Origin of the sequence: Spirulina sp. CS-785/01, from assembly GCF_028330525.1 — a bacterium.
GTDB lineage: Bacteria > Cyanobacteriota > Cyanobacteriia > Cyanobacteriales > Spirulinaceae > JAQMSD01.
The window spans coordinates 26,444-44,930 of sequence record NZ_JAQMSD010000120.1 but is presented as its reverse complement, the minus strand read 5'-3'; the positions used below and the strand labels follow the sequence as shown (position 1 = coordinate 44,930).

Sequence of the window (18,487 nt, the reverse complement as noted above, 5' to 3'; positions counted from 1 at the left end):
TTACTGTTCTTTAACTCCTCCAATGCGGCCTAACGGCCAAAAGCGAACGGCGGCACGTCCAATAATTTTTTCTTCGGGGACAATGCCCCAACATCGGCTATCGTAACTATTTTCCCGATTATCTCCTAACACTAAATAGGAATCTTCGGGAATGGTCACAGAATTGGCCAGATACGGTTGGTCTTGTTGGAGTTGACAGACATCAACGCCAGTATTGCCGCCTTCGACAATATAATCTTCGTTTAGGGGTTCGCCATCAATATACACCTTGCCATCTTTGAGGGAGACGGTTTCTCCTGGTAAACCGACTACCCGCTTAATAAACGCATCTCGAAAATTACGGCGTTCTAAGGCTTCGGTGGGGTTAAATACCACAATATCGCCTCGTTGGGGATCATGGAAACGATAGGAGATTTTTTCGATCATTAAGCGATCGTTCACTTCGAGAGTCGGTAACATGGACTCGGAGGGGATGTAGCGAGCTTCCGCCACAAATTGACGTATCCCAACCGCCAGAACCGCACTCAGCGCGATCGTTTTGAGAGCTTCAACAGAAGTGCTTTGTAACCGGGACATAATCGCACCAAAAGAAAGAAATTACAACACAAAACTTAACTAAAACTTTGAGTAGTACCAGTATTTATAGAGGACACCTTTATCTATCATAGCTATTACGTTGCTCAATTTTAACGCTTCATGACTACTGATGTATTGATTCGCCAAGCCCATATTTTACTCCCCGATGGTCAAATGCTGTTAGGGGATGTTCTCGTCAAAAATGGGAAAATCCGGGATATTGCCTCTTTTATTGACACCAACATTGATGATCACGGTAAAGTCATAGACGCAGAAGGACTCACTTTGTTGCCTGGAGTCATTGATCCCCAAGTGCATTTCCGCGAACCGGGGTTAGAGCATAAAGAAGACCTCTTTACTGCCTCCTGTGCCTGCGCTAAGGGGGGCGTAACGTCCTTTTTAGAGATGCCTAATACAAAACCCCTCACCACCACTCAAAGTGCCTTAAACGACAAATTAGAGCGTGCTGCGGCGAAATGTTTGGTGAACTATGGGTTTTTTATGGGGGCAACGGCGGAAAATCTGCCGGATTTACGGGACGCTAATCCCAGTTGCGGCATTAAAATCTTTATGGGATCGTCCCATGGCCATTTGTTGGTCAGTACGGAAGAAGAAATCGAGCCGATTTTTGCCGAAGGTTCGCGCTTAATTGCCGTTCATGCGGAAGATCAAGCCCGCATCAACCAACGTCGTCAAGAGTTCAAAGGGGCCACTAACCCGGCCATACACTCGCAAATTCAGGATAAACAGGCCGCCCTCAATGCCACGAAATTAGCCCTGAAATTGTCTAAGAAGTATCAACGACGGTTACATATTCTCCATCTCTCCACAGGGGAGGAAGCGGAGTTGTTACGGCAAGATAAACCCAGTTGGGTGACAACGGAGGTTACTCCCCAGCATTTGTTACTGAATGTGTCGGCCTATGACAAGATTGGCACGTTGGCCCAGATGAACCCACCGTTACGCACGGAGGACGATAATGCGGTGTTGTGGCAAGCGTTGCAGGATGGGGTGATTGATTTTATTGCCACAGATCATGCTCCCCATACGTTGGAGGAGAAGGGCAAGGGGTATCCCCAGTCTCCGTCGGGAATGCCGGGGGTGGAAACTTCGTTGGCGTTGATGCTCACCCAAGCGAAAGAGGGGCGGTGTACTTATGCTCAGGTGGCCAATTGGATGTCCACTGCTCCGGCGAAAGCCTATGAAATTGCCCAAAAGGGGTTAATTGCACCGGGATATGATGCGGATTTGGTGTTGGTGGATTTACAGGAGTATCGTCCGGTGTTGCGGGAGGAAATTGTCTCGAAATGTGGCTGGAGTCCTTTTGAGGGGTGGCGGTTAACGGGTTGGCCACAATATACCCTGGTGGGGGGACAAGTGGTTTATGAAAAAGGACACATTCATACGGAGGTGCGTGGAAAGGCGTTGCAGTTTGGCATCAGTGACAATGGGTAATTTGTGTGACTGATAGCCCCCTTACTCCCTCTCCCAAGGTTGGGAGTAGGGATTAAGGGGGGTGGGTTGCTGGGTGTACCGCCCGATTTATGCAGTCAACCCGATTTATTTAGATTCGATTTGCTCAGAGTCTGAGGTGGAGGACTGGGTGTTGGTTGAAGTTGAAGTGGGGGTAGAGGAGGAGGAGGTATTGGACTCAGGTTCAGTGAGGATTTTCCACGCAGCATCTACGGCCCGTTCAAAGCGATCGCTGAAATTTTGGAACTCATTGACGAAGGTTTCCCATTGTTGGGTGGCGGTGTCTTCGATGCCTGTGATGGTCTTTTCGAGGGATTCTCGTTGTTCGTCTAACAAGAGTCCGGTATTTTGCAGGGTATTTTGGGCTTGACGCATGGCTTCGACATACGCTTCCCGTGTCATGTCTCCTGCGGATTCGAGTTGATCTTCGGTCTGTTGTTTGATGGCATCGATCAGTGACATCATGTGGTAACGGATTTCATCGGATTCGTTGGGCATTTTTTGATCGACTAATGCTCTGGTTTCCGGATTGATTTCCGATGTTCTGGTCTCAGTCTGGTTGGTTTCGTTGGGCTTGTTCGACTCTGACATGATGACTCCTGCAAGTCTCGACAGTTTCTTGTTTATGGTAACGATTTTGTCGAGAATTCTCATATAACAGTAATCAGTAATCAGTAATCAGTCAACTGATTTTAGTCAGTATTACTTCCCCATCTCTCCTATCTCCCCCATCTTCCCTTTGTGTCCTTTGTGTCTTTGTGGTTCAACCGTCAACTATCAACTCTCAATTCCCAACTCCCATCTCCCCGAAAGGGGGGAACATCTTGGGGAGGGTTGCGTCACAATGGGGGGAAAACTGGTTGTCTGTGGGTCTGTTATGAAACTTGTGTCTTCTTGCTTTCTCGTTTCTCTTGGTATTGTGTTGTCTCCTGCCGCGCTGGCCGAATCTCGGGAAACCGAATCGCCGTCTCCTGCGGTTTTTGTCGCTCCGATGAGTCCTACTGATGGGTCGCTGGATTCTTTATTTACGGTGCAGGAGGAGGAGTTGGCGGTTTCTACGACGGTTAATTTGTCGGGGTTTACGTCTGAACCGTTTACGGTGGCCCAAGAGAGTCCGGAGGAGGAGGAGACGAGTCCAGAGGGTAGCGAGGACGCTTTGGACGGGGAGACGGAGGAAGCGGAGGAGACGGGTGAGGATTTATTGGAGTTAACGCCAGACGAGGAGGCGATGAATGAGCAGTTGGCGGAAGCCGATCGCCTTTGGTTAGCGGGAGAGGAGGAGGCTGCGCGGGAACAGTATCGGCAGGCTAAACCGCCGTTTAGTCTTGAGGAGGAGGAGTTGGCGGTTTTGGATAAGGCGTTTTATGAGGCGGAGGAGTTGTCCCCTGCCGGGTCTGTGTATTGGCGGAATCATCAGGAGGGGTTGGCGGCGAATTTAGAGAGTAAGATTTTCGCGCCTTTGGATTTATTGTTGGAGGAACAACCGGCGTTTATTCCGGGGTATGTGAGTTATGCGGAGGCACTGCGCGATCGCAACCGGATTGAGGAAGCTGTCGAAATTGTGACGCTGGGGACGACGCGCTATCCCAATGAACCAGAATTGGTGGATTTGGCGGTTGAGGTGCAAAATGAGGCGGAACAGTGGTTAGAAGCGTCTCTCACGGCTCGTCAGTTTGCGGTGTTTAATCCTGATCATCCCCGATCTGAGGAGTTTTTACAATTGGCGGAGCAAAATTGGGAACGGTATCAGAGTCATCTTCGCTCTAAATTAACGCAAAATGCGATCGCAAATGTCATCACTGGGGCCGCCGGGTTTGCGTTAACCGGGAATCTAGGAGGGCCAATTTCTGCGGTACAAAGCAGTATGTTATTGATGCGAGGAGAGGACCGGGTGGGGGAAGTGTACACCAACCGGATTTTAGACCAGGCCCCTCTCCTAGAAGATGAGGAGGTGTTAAATTATGTTCGAGAGGTGGGCAATAAGCTCACGGAAGTGGCAGGACGGGATGAGTTTAATTACGAGTTTCACGTCATTTTAGAAGAAGACCTCAATGCGTTTGCTCTCCCTGGGGGTAAAATTTTCGTGAATGCGGGGGCTATTCTAGAAACTAACTCAGAAGCGGAGTTTGCGGGGTTATTAGCCCACGAAATCTCCCATGCGGTCTTATCTCACGGGTTTCAGTTAGTCACCCAAGGCCAACTAACTGCTAGTGTGGTGCAGTTTGTGCCGTATGTGGGGGGCCTAGCGACTAATGTTTTGGTGTTTAGTTACAGTCGGGAGATGGAACAACAAGCGGACTATTTTGGGACGCGCATTTTGTCTGCAAGTGGTTATGCGTCTGATGGAATGCGGAATTTAATGGAAACATTAGGGGAACAAGATCACCCCACTCCTCCGCAATGGTTATCTACTCACCCAGATACGGACAACCGGGTTAAATATTTAGAGGCATTAATTTTAAATAATGATTATGACCGTTATGGGTTTGAAGGGGTAGAAACTCACACCCGTATCCGGGAACGAGTGGCGGATATTTTAGCGGAAGAAAAGGAGGAATAATTGGTGATTGGTTATGGGGGGAAGAAACTGGGTTTCTGTTGACCATTTTGTCCCAATATTATTACTTTGGATAGAAACCTGGTTTCTCATTTACTTGGACAATAACTAACAACAAAATAAAAAACTTATTTTACACAAGTTTCTAGTAATGCTTCGACTCCCATGACTGGAATAATGGGAGTTTTTAACTGTTGGGAGACTTCGGCAACAGTGACATCATCTAAAAATACTGTGTCATCATGTTTTAACATGACAGAAGGTAATAAAATGGCTTCCCCTAAGTCTTTTCCTTTTAATCCTTTGATTAAATCTTGTCCGGTTAACAGTCCGGTTACTGTAATGTCTTGTCCCCAATATTGACTATTTAATGGGGCGATTTTTAGCGTTAATCCTTCCACTGCATTTAATTGGTCTAATAAGGGCTGAAATGCTACCTCAACGGCATTTCCGACAACCCATGTATAAGATTTTGGGGTTTCAATTTTAGCAGGTAATATCGCTTTAGCGGTAGCTTGAAATTGTTTAATAAATTGACGAATTGAACCGACTCCGTTGCCAATTTGCGGATAGTCTTCATAATGGGATTCTGGGGGTAATTCTTCTTGGGCAATTAAAAACCATTCGTCCGCTAACCAAGCAAATGTTGTGCCAAATTGTTGTTGAAATTTAGTTTGTAATTGTTGAACTTGGTTAATGACTTCTTTGGCTTTTTCTCGACTTACAGGAATTAACTCATCTTCTTGAGGCCGAAAGCGAGTTAACCCCACGGGGACGACTGCCGCAGAAATAATGGCCGGGATGTCTCCTTGATGAAAGGAGGCTAAGTCTAAGAGGGTTTTTTCTAAGTGAATTCCGTCATTAATACCAGGACAAACGACGACTTGCGCGTGAATTTGTAAGCGTCTTTCTTGAAACCATTGAAACTGGTCTAAAATTTGTCCAGCACGAGGATTTTTTAATAAGCGACTGCGAATTTCTGGTTCGGTTGCGTGGACGGAAACATAGAGAGGGGAGAGACGTAGGGTTTCAATGCGGTCCCATTCTTTTTGGGTTAAGTTGGTGAGGGTTAAATAACTGCCGTAGAGGAAACTTAACCGATAGTCGTCGTCTTTTAAATAAAGGGTTTCTCGTTTACCGGGGGGTTGTTGATCAATGAAACAGAAGGGACAACGATTATTACATTGAATTAACCCATCAAATAAGGCGGTTTCAAATTCTAATCCTAAGTCGTCGTCGTAATCTTTTTCAATTTCAATTTCGTGAATTTCTCCGTTTGCGTCAAGGACTTTTAATTCTAAAATTTCCTCAGCGCAAAGATACTGATAATCAATTAAATCTCTAGGTTGTGTCCCATTAATCGCAATAATAGCATCTCCCACTTCAAAGCCAATTTCTGCGGCGATGGACTGGGGGAGAACGTTACTAATTTTTGCCGGACGAAGGGTAGAAAGACTCATAATTACTTGCAGTCTAGAGAATTATAGACGGTTTGTGCCAGTTGTTCGGGCTGTTGTCCATGGGTAAAAATCGAGACATAGCGATCGCTCCCTTGGTAATTATCTAAAATCGTACTATAGGTGATTGCTGGTTGGGGGTTCGCAAATTCTGGCGCGTTAACGGTTCCTTCTTGAATGATAATGGTGACCGGTTGCTCACAAAGGGTACTGTCCATCTGGCGTGTCGTGGTAAACGTATAAGTTGTACCGACTTGAGCAGCAATCGTTTGGTGATATTGTTCTTGCAACTGCTGATGTTGACTTTTTTCGATCTCTTGGGGAATTTTACTCACCGTTAAAAGCACATTAGGCGGATCAGTTGTGCTAGTGACTTGAGACATTTCAAATCCCAACAAGGTCATCGTCATATACCCTTGATCTCCCCCCGGAATCTCATAACTAAATAGAGATTGAACTTTCTTTTTGGCTTCTTCTGGTTCAATGGAGACATCTATGGTTCGACTGAGTAAAAACCCCAATCCCAAGCTACCTAACACAACGAGGGAAAAACATCCCCCACAACCAATTCCGATCCATTTCCAAACATTGGTAGATTGTTTCTCTTGAGGTTGATCGGCATCTGAAAAGCTCATAATGTTCTCTCTCTGGTTAAATAAACCACCCTAACCCGACTCCACCGAGAATGAACACGCCAAATATTACCCGATACCAGACAAATACCCAAGTGCTTTGTCGTTGTAAATAGCGAATTAACCACGCGATCGCTAAATAAGAAAAAATAGCCGAAGAAATTGTCCCCACTATTAACGGCATTAAATTCGCGCCACTGACTCCCGCATCAATGACATCGGTTTTTAATTGTACCAAGCCAGCCAGCGTAATGGCAGGAATCCCCAACAGAAAGGAAAATCGCGCCGCCGTGGCCCGTTCAAGGCCAAAAAATAACCCGGCGGTAATGGTTGATCCGGAACGAGACACCCCAGGAATTAAAGCTAAGGTTTGGGCAACTCCCATAATAATGCCGTCTTTTGTGCCCAGTTTGTCAAACCCGCGTAACCGAGACCCCAGTTTCTCTGCAAATCCTAACAGTAAGCCCATAATAATGGAAGCGATCGCAATGGCCGTCATACTGCGAATCGGTGAATTATCCAAATCCGGCACTAATGCCTTTAATAATAAACCAAAAAATACGATGGGCAACGTTCCCACCGCTATCCCCACCGCTATTCGTAAATCCGTCGCCTGGTAATTCTTCTTCTGTAACGCAGTCCAGGCCCCAAAACTCAAATGAACAATATCCGCCCAAAAATACCATAATACCGCCGCAATACTCCCCAACTGAATCACCGCCGTAAACGTCACCCCCGGATCACCCCACCCCAAAAAAACAGGTACGGCCTTCAAATGGGCCGTGCTACTAATAGGGATAAACTCCGTCAACCCCTGAACTGCCCCCAAGATCACCGCTTGTAGGAAATTCAGGGATTGCGCGGGAGAACTGGGAGTCGGAGTATCTTGGGCCAGGGCCAGTTGAGTGGTTAAGGCCGAAAGCGCGATCGCCCAACCCAACCCAATCGCCATTCCCCCCAGCCAATTAAAAACTTTTTCTGTGGTCATTTCATTTGAACAACAAACAACAACTAAGGCAAAAACCGATCCAAAGCGGCCTTTAACTCCTCTAACTCCGCCTCAATATTCCCCTCATGGGCGGCCCGGGCCACACACTCACTTAAATGTTCATCCAAAATGAGCCGAGCCACCCGGTCTAGGGCCCCCCGCACCGCCGCCACTTGGATCAACACCTCCGGACAATGACGATCTTCACTCACCATCGTTTTAATCCCCCGAATATGCCCCTCAATCCGGGAAAGCCGATTGACAATTTTTCGCCTTGACTCCGCACTATGAGCGTGATTATGGCCATGATCATGATCGTGAGGAGGAATCCCTTCGTCTAAATATCGATCAAGGGAACTGGGATGATTAGAATTTACCTGTGTCAATGCTCGTTTCTCCTGAATTAATCAATCAAAGGAAGAGAAAGAGGACAAAGAAAATTACCTTTCTCTCTCCTCTTATTGTCCTCATTTCTTCCCGTAGCGAGCATCTGTCGCCCGGAAGTCTTTATCCTAGGTTATTCCTCCTCGTGATCTAAGAGGACATCGGGATTACTCTCAATAAAACTAGGGTCATTCTCCGTCGGATTCTCCGGATCATAGTCTAAATTGTAATTCCGGGCCGTTTGGTCATCTAAAACCATATCCTCTCCCAGAGTATGGGACTCATCCATCGCGCCCCCAGGGGTGTACTGAGACTCATAGGCAGCCCCGTCGCCATTTCCGGCGCGAGATGACCCATTGCCATCCCAATCTAACGCCCCATTGGGCATGGCCTCCTCGGGGGTATTAAACCCAGTCCCGGCGGGAATCAAACGCCCGATAATCACGTTTTCTTTCAAGCCGCGCAACCAGTCAGATTTTCCTTCAATGGCCGCCTCGGTGAGAACCCGTGTGGTTTCTTGGAAGGAAGCCGCCGAGATGAAGCTGTCGGTGTTCAGGGAGGCTTTGGTGATCCCCAATAACACCGGAGTATATTGCGCAGGCGCACCCCCGGTAATGCCCATGGCTTCGTTCACCTGTTCAACTTGGCGTAATTCCACCAACTCCCCAGGCAACATGGTGGTATCCCCACCATCGTCAATACGCACTTTCGAGGTCATCTGCCGGACAATTACCTCAATGTGTTTGTCGGAAATATCAATCCCTTGGGACTGATAAACCCCTTGGACACTTTCCACAAGGAAGATTTGCGCTTTTTGTAAGCCAAATAAAGCCGCCTCGTAAACCCCCATTTCTTCTTGATAATGCTCGAAGAAGGTTTCTAAGATTTCGTGGGGGTTGGGGAGTCCGTCGGTGAGGGGTTCAGCCACACCCACTTGTTGTCCATCGGTGACGATGACATTTTGCCCAGGGCTGAGGGCATAATCGGTGATCACGCCATCGTCTTCAATGACTTTCACTTCGACCGATTCATCTTCCCCGTAAATGACTTGGGCCTGTCCAGGACGACGGGCAATAATACAGCCTTCTTTGGGCCGACGGGCTTCTAAAAGTTCTTCAATCCGAGGTAAACCTTGGATGATGTCCCCGGTTTTTGACCGTTCAAACACCAGTAACACCAAGTTATCCCCCCGTTGTACTAAGTCGCCGTCATTGACTTGTAAAATTGCCCCTGGGGAGACGCGGTAGGGACGGGCGGTGCGGAGGGTGACGTTGTTATTTTCCACCGCCACGACTTGGCCGGAGTTGTGGGCCGTGACTCCGGTGGCAAGGTTTTGGCCGGCTACCACTAAATCCCCAACTTGGACGTTGGGTTGTTTGTCTAATTCTAGGGTAAAGCGATCGCTCTCCCGAACAATCAACACCCGGCGAATGGCCTCTAACCCAGAGCGAATGCCGCGCACTTCCCCTTCTTCTCGACATTGAATTTCCGTGCGGGCCACCACGGCACCTTGATCAATCTCTTGCCCATCTTCTACGAGAATGCGGGTTTTCGTGCCGCCGCCTAACGCATCGGCTTCCACATCCCGACGAATGACCAAAGATTCCAGAATGACAATTTGTAATTGATATTCGGGGAGGTCTGCTTCTTCATCAATGGCGACTAACTCAATGTCGGCGTTTAAGCTGGCTACATCGCTTTCTTCTAAGTTAGGCGACTCCAGTTCTAAAATGAGTTGGGTACTGAGGAGATCCACCCCATCTACTGATTTAATCCGTTCTCCGTCTTTATAGGCGATGCGCTGCACGGCCCGCAGGGAAATCCGTTGACCACTGCTTTCGTTGATGGAGTCTTGGGAGGGAACATCTGGTTCATCGGCCACGGGATATTCTACCACAGGCCGCAGTAATAAGGCCATCCCTTCGGGGGTGTCCACATATTCCCCGTATTTCAATTCCTCTAGGACTAACCCAGGGATAATTTCTGTGCCGGGTTGCAGCAGTTGTTCGTCGGCATCTACTAAGGGGGGTTCGTCTAAGAGGTGTAAGTCACCAGGTTTGACGGTGACTTCTCGGAGAATGTCGTTTTTCTGGACAATTTCCACGATACCGGAGGATTGACAGAAGATGTCTTTGACGACTTCGGCCCCGGCTTCTACATATTGCCCTTCTTCGACGACTAGGAGGGAGATGTCTTTATTGACTTCGTGGCATTCTTCGGGAATCCAAATTAAAGACCCGCCTTTGGTGATTTCGTAGCCTTGTTTTTTCCCTTGTTTACTGACTTCTAACCCCGCATAGCGCACTACGCCGCCTGTGTTGGTGCGATAATGGTCGTCTTCGAGTTCGGCCACGACTTGATGATTTTGGACTTTTGTGCCGGGGGTGGCTTTCAGGAGGAAGCGTTGACCGTTGGCGGTTTCGATCATGTATTGTTCCCGGCCTCCGGTGCCGGCCCGTTGGACTTTGGCTTGGTCCAGTTGGACGGAGGCGGTGATGATTTCAATTTCCCGGCTGTTGGCGGTGAGACGGACAACCCCACCGTGGGCGGTTTTCAGTTGGGTTTGGGCGAGGACATCTCCGGGTGTTACGCGATCGCCGTTCTGTACCACCGCTTCGGCCCCTGGCAGTAAGTTATACACTTCCCCAGAAAGCACCCAAAGCAGTCCCCCCCGTTGGGCAATATGGGTGATGTTCCCTTGACGGTCGGTTTTTTCTTCGCTGATCAACCGATCAAAAAGCACTTCTCCGGCCAAGTCGGAGGCCACGTCTTTGGTGGCTTTTTCTGTGGACCGTTGCCGTTTCAGGGCGACTTCTGCCAACAGTTGGCCTTCCTCCACTTTATCCCCTTTATGCACAAAGAGCAGAGACCCGGCAGTGACGGGATAGGTGAAGCGTTCGCCGTTGTCTCCTAGGAGGATTAAATCCCCAGGAAGCTCCACTTGTTCCCGTTCGTCCCCGTGACGGGTGCGGACGGGGCGGCTTTTCAGTTTGTTGTCAAAGTCAATGGTGCCAGAGTATTTGGCTTTGTCTTGACGGGCCACTTCCCCGGTAAATACCCCTCCGGTGTGGAAGGTCCGCATGGTTAACTGGGTTCCTGGTTCACCGATGGATTGGGCGGCGATAATGCCCACGGCTTCCCCTAAGTCCACTTTCTTCCCGTGGGCTAAACTCCAGCCGTAGCAGTGTTGACAGACGCTGCGGGCCGCTTCACAGGTGAGGGGCGATCGCACTTTCACTGTGTCCACACGCTCCTCAATTTGTTTGGCTAAATCATCGGTGACTTCTTGGTTACGGTGGGCAATAATTTCTCCGGTTTCAGGATCAACCACATTTTCCCCTAAGAGACGACCAAAGAGGCGATCGCTCAACGGAATCAACGTCCGTTCCCCATCCTTCATGGCCGTCAGCGTAACTCCCCGTTCGGTCCCACAGTCAAATTCCCGAACAATCACATCCTGACTCACATCCACCAGACGACGGGTTAAATACCCAGAGTCGGCAGTCCGTAATGCCGTATCCACCAACCCTTTCCGCGCACCGTAGGAGGAGATAATATACTCCGTCACCGTCAGTCCTTCCCGGAAATTCGTTTTAATGGGTAAGTCAATAATCTCCCCTTGGGGATCAGCCATCAACCCCCGCATTCCCACTAACTGCCGGACTTGGGATAAATTCCCCCGCGCCCCACTAAACGCCATCATATAAACACTATTAAGCGGATTCGTGGCTTTAAAATTCACCACCACCTCATCTTTCAGAGCTTCCGAGGTACTATTCCACGTATCAATTACCTTTTGGAAACGCTCAACCTCGGTAATATCGCCCGTCCGATACCGTTCCTCGGTTTTATGAATTTCCGACTCCGCCTCCGCCAACATTTTTTTCTTAATCGGCGGAATTTGCAAGTCATCAACACTAATCGAAACCCCAGCTTGCGTCGCATACCGAAATCCCATCGCCTTGAGTTCATCAGCAACCTGAGAACACCGCGCACTCCCATAGTTCGTATATGCCCAAGCAATGAGTTTCTTTAATTGCCCTTTATCAACAATCCGGTTATAAAACGTCGGTTCTTTGGCCATGGTATCAGTAATCAGTAATCAGTAATCAGTAACCAGTAATCTGTTACCAGTAATCAGTTCAGTTCGCAATTTATAGTTGATCTTAACCCGTTTTAACGGGTTTTAGCTCTGAGCCTTGGGTTTTAACCCAAGGTTCAACAACCAACAATCAACAACCAACAACTAACTCACCAACGCATCCCGAATAGTCTTGTTATAAATAATGCGTCCTGGTGTCGTATAAATAAACTGAAACTCCCGGCCATCCGGCGTTTTCCGTAAAAAGCGCGTGGGATGAATGTCTCCATTCTCTCCTTGTCGATGACCATAATACTCAAGGGTTGCGTCGCCCTCTTTTTCCTCATGGAGTAACTCATCTTGTTTCGGCTGCATATCCACTTTGCCAGGGTAACGCAACCAAATAAACTCATGGGTTTTCAGTTGACCTTGTTCATACGCCTTAATGGCATCTTCCATCGACCCAAAACGGCGAATTGTACGCGCTTTAATGGTATCTAACACCGCTTGCTGAGAATCAAAGGTTTTATGAAAATCCGGTGCAGGGTTTTCGGCAGTCAAATAATAGCAACCTAACACCATATCCTGAGACGGTGCGACAATGGGTTTACCCGTTGCGGGGGATAAAATGTTGTGACAAGCCAACATTAATAACCGCGCTTCCGCTTGCGACTCTAGGGATAACGGCACATGAACCGCCATTTGGTCCCCGTCAAAGTCCGCATTAAAGGCCGGACAGACTAACGGGTGTAACTGAATAGCCCGCCCTTCTACTAAAATCGGTTCAAAGGCTTGAATCCCCAAACGGTGCAAGGTAGGCGCACGGTTGAGCATAACGGGGTGTCCCGCAATGACTTCCTCTAATACCCCCCAAACCGAGGCATCGCCCCGTTGAATGAGCTTTTTAGCGGCTTTAATGTTATTCACCATACCGCTTTTAATCAGACGGTGAATGACAAAGGGTTGGAATAACTCAATGGCCATTTCTCGCGGCAACCCGCACTGATAAATCTTCAGCTTCGGCCCCACCACAATAACCGACCGTCCAGAATAGTCCACCCGTTTCCCTAACAGGTTTTGCCGGAAACGCCCTTGTTTCCCTTCGATAATGTCCGAGAGGGACTTGAGAGGACGGTTATTCGCCCCCACCACGGTGCGGCCCCGTCGTCCATTATCAATCAATGCGTCCACCGCTTCTTGCAGCATCCGCTTCTCATTACGGACAATAATTTCTGGGGCCAAAATCTCCTGTAACCGCGCCAAACGGTTATTACGGTTAATCACCCGGCGATACAAGTCGTTTAAGTCCGAGGTGGCAAACCGTCCCCCATCTAACTGCACCATTGGCCGTAAATCCGGCGGAATAACGGGAATGGCCGTCACAACCATCCATTCTGGCCGCGACCCAGTGGCGATAAAGTTATCAATGACCCGTAGGCGTTTAATTAACTTGGCACGTTTCTGTCCTTTAGACCCGGCAATTTCTTCCCGGAGTTTCTCCGCTTCTTCTTCCAGGTTCACTTCTTCGAGTAAACGCTGGACGGCCTCAGCCCCAATGCCGACTTCGACTCCCATTAACTCGGTATCTTCAACAAAAAGCTGTTCTTCAATTTCCAGCCATTGGTCTTCGGTCAATAACTGGCGATACTGCAAGTTACTGGCGTTACCGGAGTCTAGAACCACATAGGCGTTAAAATAAACAATCTGTTCCACATCTCGCAGGGGCATATCCAAGAGAATACTCAAATAACTGGGAATCCCTTTGAGATACCAAACGTGGGTGACGGGGGCGGCCAGTTTAATATAGCCCATGCGGTGACGACGGACGCGAGATTCGGTCACTTCTACACCGCAGCGTTCACAAACAATGCCCCGATGGCGCACCCGTTTATATTTGCCGCAGTGACATTCCCAGTCTTTGGCGGGGCCAAAAATTCGCTCACAGAATAAGCCATCCATTTCCGGTTTCAGTGTCCGGTAGTTGATAGTTTCGGGTTTGGTCACTTCGCCAACAACTTGACCATTGGGCAGACTCCGTTCTCCCCACTGACGAATGCGTTCTGGCGAGGCTAAACCAATTTTGACGTAATCAAAGCGTTGTGGTTGTTTGCTCATATTTGGGTGATTGGTGATTGGTTAAGGAAGGGAACAGGGAACAGTACAGTAAACAGTAGTTGACGTGAAAGTTTGATCTTCTCACTGCATGGCCTTGAACAGGGAACAGTACAGTAAACAGTAGTTGACGTGAAAGTTTTATCCTCTAACTGCATGGCCTTCCCCACTGTTTACTGTTTACTGATTACTGTTTACTGTCTAAACTTCGTCTTCTTGTAAATCTTCGGTGGTGAGAGATTCATAGGTGGGACGAGAGGGAGTGCGACGGCGTTCATGGTCGGCCATTAGGTCAACTTCGGCATCATCGCTTGTGCCATCCATGGCGGGATCGACTTTATGAACGGCAATGTCTAAGCCCAAGGACTGGAGTTCGCGCATTAACACTTTGAAGGACTCCGGTGTACCGGGGCGAGGGATGGGTTTGCCTTTGACGATCGCATTTAAGGCTTCGTTTCGTCCCTGCATATCGTCGGATTTCACCGTCAGTAACTCTTGCAGGGTATAGGCTGCCCCGTAGGCTTCCAATGCCCACACCTCCATTTCTCCGAAACGCTGTCCGCCTTGTTGCGCTTTTCCGCCCAAGGGTTGCTGCGTGACCAAGGAGTAAGGACCGGTGGACCGGGCGTGAATCTTATCGTCAACTAGGTGAACCAGTTTCAGCATATAGGCAATACCCACTGTTACTGGGTGGTCAAAGGCTTCTCCGGTGCGTCCGTCGTAAACTTGGATTTTACCGGGGTTATTTTCATCAAAGACCCAATCCCGTCCGGCTTTATTACTGGCTTCTGTGAGTTTGCCGTGGACGGTTTCCCGGCTTTGTTCTTCTCCGTACATTTCGTCAAAGGGAGTCACTTTAAAGCGAACCCCTAAGTTTTCCCCCGCCCAACCAATGAGACATTCAAAGACTTGTCCCACGTTCATCCGGGAGGGGACTCCCAAGGGGTTGAGGACTAAATCGACGGGGCGACCATCGGGGAGATAGGGCATATCTTCCATGGGCAGGATACGGGAAATAATCCCTTTGTTCCCGTGGCGACCGGCCATTTTGTCCCCGACTTGGATTTTCCGTTTTTGGGCGACGTAAACCCGAACGACCATGTTCGCACCGGGGGGCAGTTCGTCTCCTTGTTCACGGGTGAAGACGCGCACATCGACGACGCGCCCTTTTTCTCCGTTGGGGACGCGCAGGGAGTTATCCCGTACATCTCGCGCTTTTTCTCCGAAGATGGCGCGGAGGAGTTTTTCTTCGGGGGGTTGGTCGGATTCCCCTTTGGGGGTGACTTTCCCGACGAGGATGTCGCCAGACTCGACCCAGGCCCCGATGCGGATAATACCTTGTTCGTCTAAGTGACGGAGGGCATCTTCCCCGACGTTGGGAATTTCACGGGTGATTTCTTCGGGACCGAGTTTGGTTTGTCGGGCTTCGATTTCGTATTTTTCGACGTGAATACTGGTGTAAACGTCGTCAATAACCAGTCGTTCGCTGATGAGGATGGCATCCTCGTAGTTGTAGCCTTCCCAGGGCATATAAGCCACTAGGATATTCTGACCGAGGGCAATTTCACCGCCTTCGGTGGCTGACCCGTCGGCGAGGACTTGACCAGGAACGACGGGTTCTTCGGGGAAGACGAGGGGCCGTTGGTTTAAGCAGGTGTCTTGGTTGGACCGTTGATATTTTTGCAGTTCATATTCGATTTCATCAATAATAACCGGAGGTTTGGGAGGCAATTTAACTTCTACTTTTGCTTGTTTCCGGAAAATACTACTCAAAACTTTGACTGCATCACCCAGAATTTGAGGAATACGGCGAAGTATCGTATCTTCCTCAAGTGCTGTTTTAACATTTACTCCCAATCGAACAAAGTTGTTGAATACATTTTGCTTAACAATTGCTTGAATTGATAAAGCAGTGAAATCTATTGCCTGAGTCACATAAGGTTTGAGGTTCGTTGACAAGAGCGAAATAAACATATTAGGAGTAAATTTGGCAGGTAGTTTCGCTATTGTCATCTTGATTAGCCAATCAATGCCAATATTCATTAACCAATTGGCCAGAATGTCAGCTAACCAATCTATCGAGCGTTCTACTATTTTAGGAAGATGAACGCCTTTTCCAGGAAGAAATTGTGCAATTGCCTCCTTGATAGAGTCAGAGATGGTAGTTTTCAGAACATCAGGATCTGCAATTCGATCCAGTACACTACCAATAGCAGAAGCACCAATAGCTCCCCCTGTCAGACTTATTAGTTTGCCATAGATAGCGTAAGCCAATACATCGCTTAAACGGCTACCTACAAAGCGAACCAACATATCTAGTAAATCGCTATCTGTAGGTGGAATGACTGGTTCTTCCACACGGACTCGGACTCGTTCTGCGTCCACATAACTCACTGTGCCGTGATGACGGGAGACGACCACCATTCCGGAGTCGCGGGCGGCTTGGGCTTCTAAGCCTGTTCCTACGAGGGGCCGTTCCGGTTTTAAGAGGGGGACGGCTTGACGCTGCATATTTGACCCCATGAGGGCGCGGTTTGCGTCGTCGTGTTCGAGGAAGGGGATAAGGGAGGTGGCGACGGAGACAATTTGCATCGGGGAAACAGCCACGTAGTCCACTTGTTCGGGGGAAGTGGTGGAAAATTCCTGCCGATAGCGGACGGGGACTTGGCTTCCGAGGATGTGGTTGTCGTCGTCGGTGGCTACGTCACCGGGGGCTACCCGTAGGTCGTCTTCTTGGTCGGCGGTGAGGTATTCGGGGTCGAGGTCATAACGAACGCGCCCGTTTTCGGCTCGATAGTAGGGGGTTTCGATGAAGCCGTATTCGTTGACGCGGGCATAGGTAGCGAGTGACCCGATGAGTCCGGCGTTGGGGCCTTCGGGGGTTTCTACGGGGCAAATGCGTCCGTAGTGGGAGGGGTGAATGTCTCGGACGGCAAAGCCGGCACGTTCACGGGTGAGTCCCCCAGGCCCGAGGGCGGAGAGTCGCCGTTTGTGGGTGAGTTCTGCGAGGGGGTTGGTTTGGTCCATGAATTGGGAGAGTTGGGAAGACCCGAAGAACTCTTTGATGGCGGCGACGAGGGGTTTGGGGTTGACGAGGGAGGCGGGGGTGAGGCTGTCGGCTTCCGAGACGGTCATCCGTTCCCGGATGATGCGTTCGAGGCGGTTGAGTCCCACGCGCACTTGGTTTTGTAGGAGTTCCCCAACGGAACGAACCCGACGGTTGCCGAGGTGGTCGATGTCGTCGGTACTACCTGCGTCAAATTCTAGGTTGATCAGGTAGTTGATGGCGGCCATGATGTCCTCTTGGGTGAGGGTGCGGGTGGTGTCGGGGGTGTTGAGTCGTAGTTTTTTGTTGAGTTTGTAGCGGCCGACTTTGCCGAGGTCGTAGCGTTTGTTGTCGAAGAAGCGGGACTCTAGGAGTTGGCGACCGCCGTTGACGGTAGGGGGTTCCCCGGGCCGGAGTTTTTTGTATAACTCCATGAGGGCTTCTTCTTCGGTGGGGTTGCCTTCTTTGTCGAGGGTTTTTTGGTAGTAGTCGGGATGCCGCAGGCCGTCCATGATCTCGTTGTCGGTAAGGCCGATGGCTTTGAGGAGGACTTGGGCGGAGAGTTTGCGGGTTTTGTCGATGCGGACCCAGACGAGGGCGTTTTTGTCGGTTTCAAATTTCAGCCAGGCCCCTCGGTTGGGGATGAGGGAGGCGGAGTAGGTGCGCCGTCCGTTTTTGTCGGTTTCGGATTTGTAGTAAACGCCGGGGCTACGAACGATTTGGTTGACGATGACTCGTTCTGCGCCGTTAATAATGAAGGTGCCGCGATCGGTCATCAGGGGCAGGTCGCCGATGAAGACTTCTTGTTCTTTGATTTCTCCGGTTTCTTTGTTGATTAGGCGGGTGGGGACGTACATCTGTACGCTGTAGCTGGCATCCCGGCGTTTGGCTTCGTCAACGTCGTATTTGGGGGCGTGGAGGGTGTATTTTTCGCCGATGAAGTGGAGTTCGAGTTTGCCTGTGTAGTCGGTGATGGGGGAGAAACTGTTCAGTTCTTCGATTAACCCGGCTTCAAGAAACCAACGGAAGCTGGCGCGTTGAATTTCGATGAGGTCGGGGAGAAGATGGTAGGTTAGGTTAGTCATGTTTTTTTGGCTCAAGGTGGCTGACATTGTAAGCCCTCAAGGACTTACTACGAACTTATGAACGGGGTTTACACTCGTACTAGACGGACGGTTTTT

11 protein-coding genes are annotated in these 18,487 nt (G+C 49.4%); 2 read left to right on the top strand and 9 right to left on the bottom strand.

Annotation, left to right across the window (positions count from 1 at the left end; translation table 11 throughout):
• Nucleotides 1-576 carry a signal peptidase I gene (gene lepB / locus PN462_RS07300; RefSeq protein ID WP_272127393.1) on the bottom strand — a complete coding sequence of 192 codons (576 nt, stop codon included), beginning with the start codon at nt 574-576 and terminating at the stop codon, nt 1-3.
• A gap of 120 nt (nt 577-696) precedes the next feature.
• Here lepB and PN462_RS07295 point away from each other — a divergent pair, with 120 nt between their 5' ends.
• Nucleotides 697-2,031 (top strand): dihydroorotase, encoded by a 1,335-nt coding sequence (locus PN462_RS07295; RefSeq protein WP_272127391.1) that lies wholly within the window; start codon nt 697-699, stop codon nt 2,029-2,031.
• Between the two features lie 105 nt (nt 2,032-2,136).
• Here the strand turns inward: PN462_RS07295 and PN462_RS07290 are convergent, their stop codons facing one another.
• Nucleotides 2,137-2,640: a hypothetical protein gene (locus tag PN462_RS07290; protein ID WP_272127390.1), complete on the bottom strand. Its 504-nt coding sequence runs from the start codon at nt 2,638-2,640 to the stop codon at nt 2,137-2,139.
• A 286-nt stretch (nt 2,641-2,926) separates the two neighbouring features.
• On the opposite strand from PN462_RS07290, the gene PN462_RS07285 reads away from it, so the two are divergent.
• Entirely contained in the window at nt 2,927-4,609 is a 1,683-nt protein-coding gene (locus PN462_RS07285; protein ID WP_272127389.1) for a M48 family metallopeptidase, read from the top strand.
• A 125-nt stretch (nt 4,610-4,734) separates the two neighbouring features.
• Here the strand turns inward: PN462_RS07285 and PN462_RS07280 are convergent, their stop codons facing one another.
• The 7 genes from PN462_RS07280 to PN462_RS07250 all read right to left on the bottom strand — a co-directional run bounded on the left by PN462_RS07280 (nt 4,735) and on the right by PN462_RS07250 (nt 18,391).
• Nucleotides 4,735-6,066 carry a TIGR03279 family radical SAM protein gene (locus tag PN462_RS07280; protein ID WP_272127388.1) on the bottom strand — a complete coding sequence of 444 codons (1,332 nt, stop codon included), beginning with the start codon at nt 6,064-6,066 and terminating at the stop codon, nt 4,735-4,737.
• 2 nt (nt 6,067-6,068) lie between these two features.
• Entirely contained in the window at nt 6,069-6,698 is a 630-nt protein-coding gene (locus tag PN462_RS07275; protein WP_272127387.1) for a hypothetical protein, read from the bottom strand.
• Between the two features lie 16 nt (nt 6,699-6,714).
• A complete protein-coding gene (locus PN462_RS07270; RefSeq protein WP_272127385.1) occupies nt 6,715-7,683 on the bottom strand; it encodes an undecaprenyl-diphosphate phosphatase in 969 nt (322 codons plus the stop codon).
• Nucleotides 7,684-7,706: 23 nt separating this feature from the next.
• The gene (locus PN462_RS07265; protein WP_443029094.1) at nt 7,707-8,012 is read right to left on the bottom strand and encodes a metal-sensing transcriptional repressor; all 306 of its coding nucleotides are present in this window, start codon (nt 8,010-8,012) and stop codon (nt 7,707-7,709) included.
• Nucleotides 8,013-8,200: 188 nt separating this feature from the next.
• Nucleotides 8,201-12,151, bottom strand: a complete 3,951-nt coding sequence (locus PN462_RS07260; RefSeq protein ID WP_272127383.1) for a DNA-directed RNA polymerase subunit beta' — start codon at nt 12,149-12,151, stop codon at nt 8,201-8,203.
• Between the two features lie 162 nt (nt 12,152-12,313).
• Nucleotides 12,314-14,263: a DNA-directed RNA polymerase subunit gamma gene (locus PN462_RS07255; RefSeq protein WP_272127382.1), complete on the bottom strand. Its 1,950-nt coding sequence runs from the start codon at nt 14,261-14,263 to the stop codon at nt 12,314-12,316.
• A 198-nt stretch (nt 14,264-14,461) separates the two neighbouring features.
• Complete coding sequence (locus PN462_RS07250) at nt 14,462-18,391, bottom strand: DNA-directed RNA polymerase subunit beta (protein WP_272127381.1); 3,930 nt, start codon at nt 18,389-18,391, stop codon at nt 14,462-14,464.
• Between the last annotated feature and the right edge of the window lie 96 nt (nt 18,392-18,487).

Coding starts and splice junctions, on each gene's coding strand:
- lepB (WP_272127393.1), bottom strand. CDS start 576: ATGTCCCGGTTACAAAGCACTTCTGTTGAAGCTCTCAAAACGATCGCG.
- PN462_RS07295 (WP_272127391.1), top strand. CDS start 697: ATGACTACTGATGTATTGATTCGCCAAGCCCATATTTTACTCCCCGAT.
- PN462_RS07290 (WP_272127390.1), bottom strand. CDS start 2,640: ATGTCAGAGTCGAACAAGCCCAACGAAACCAACCAGACTGAGACCAGA.
- PN462_RS07285 (WP_272127389.1), top strand. CDS start 2,927: ATGAAACTTGTGTCTTCTTGCTTTCTCGTTTCTCTTGGTATTGTGTTG.
- PN462_RS07280 (WP_272127388.1), bottom strand. CDS start 6,066: ATGAGTCTTTCTACCCTTCGTCCGGCAAAAATTAGTAACGTTCTCCCC.
- PN462_RS07275 (WP_272127387.1), bottom strand. CDS start 6,698: ATGAGCTTTTCAGATGCCGATCAACCTCAAGAGAAACAATCTACCAAT.
- PN462_RS07270 (WP_272127385.1), bottom strand. CDS start 7,683: ATGACCACAGAAAAAGTTTTTAATTGGCTGGGGGGAATGGCGATTGGG.
- PN462_RS07260 (WP_272127383.1), bottom strand. CDS start 12,151: ATGGCCAAAGAACCGACGTTTTATAACCGGATTGTTGATAAAGGGCAA.
- PN462_RS07255 (WP_272127382.1), bottom strand. CDS start 14,263: ATGAGCAAACAACCACAACGCTTTGATTACGTCAAAATTGGTTTAGCC.
- PN462_RS07250 (WP_272127381.1), bottom strand. CDS start 18,391: ATGACTAACCTAACCTACCATCTTCTCCCCGACCTCATCGAAATTCAA.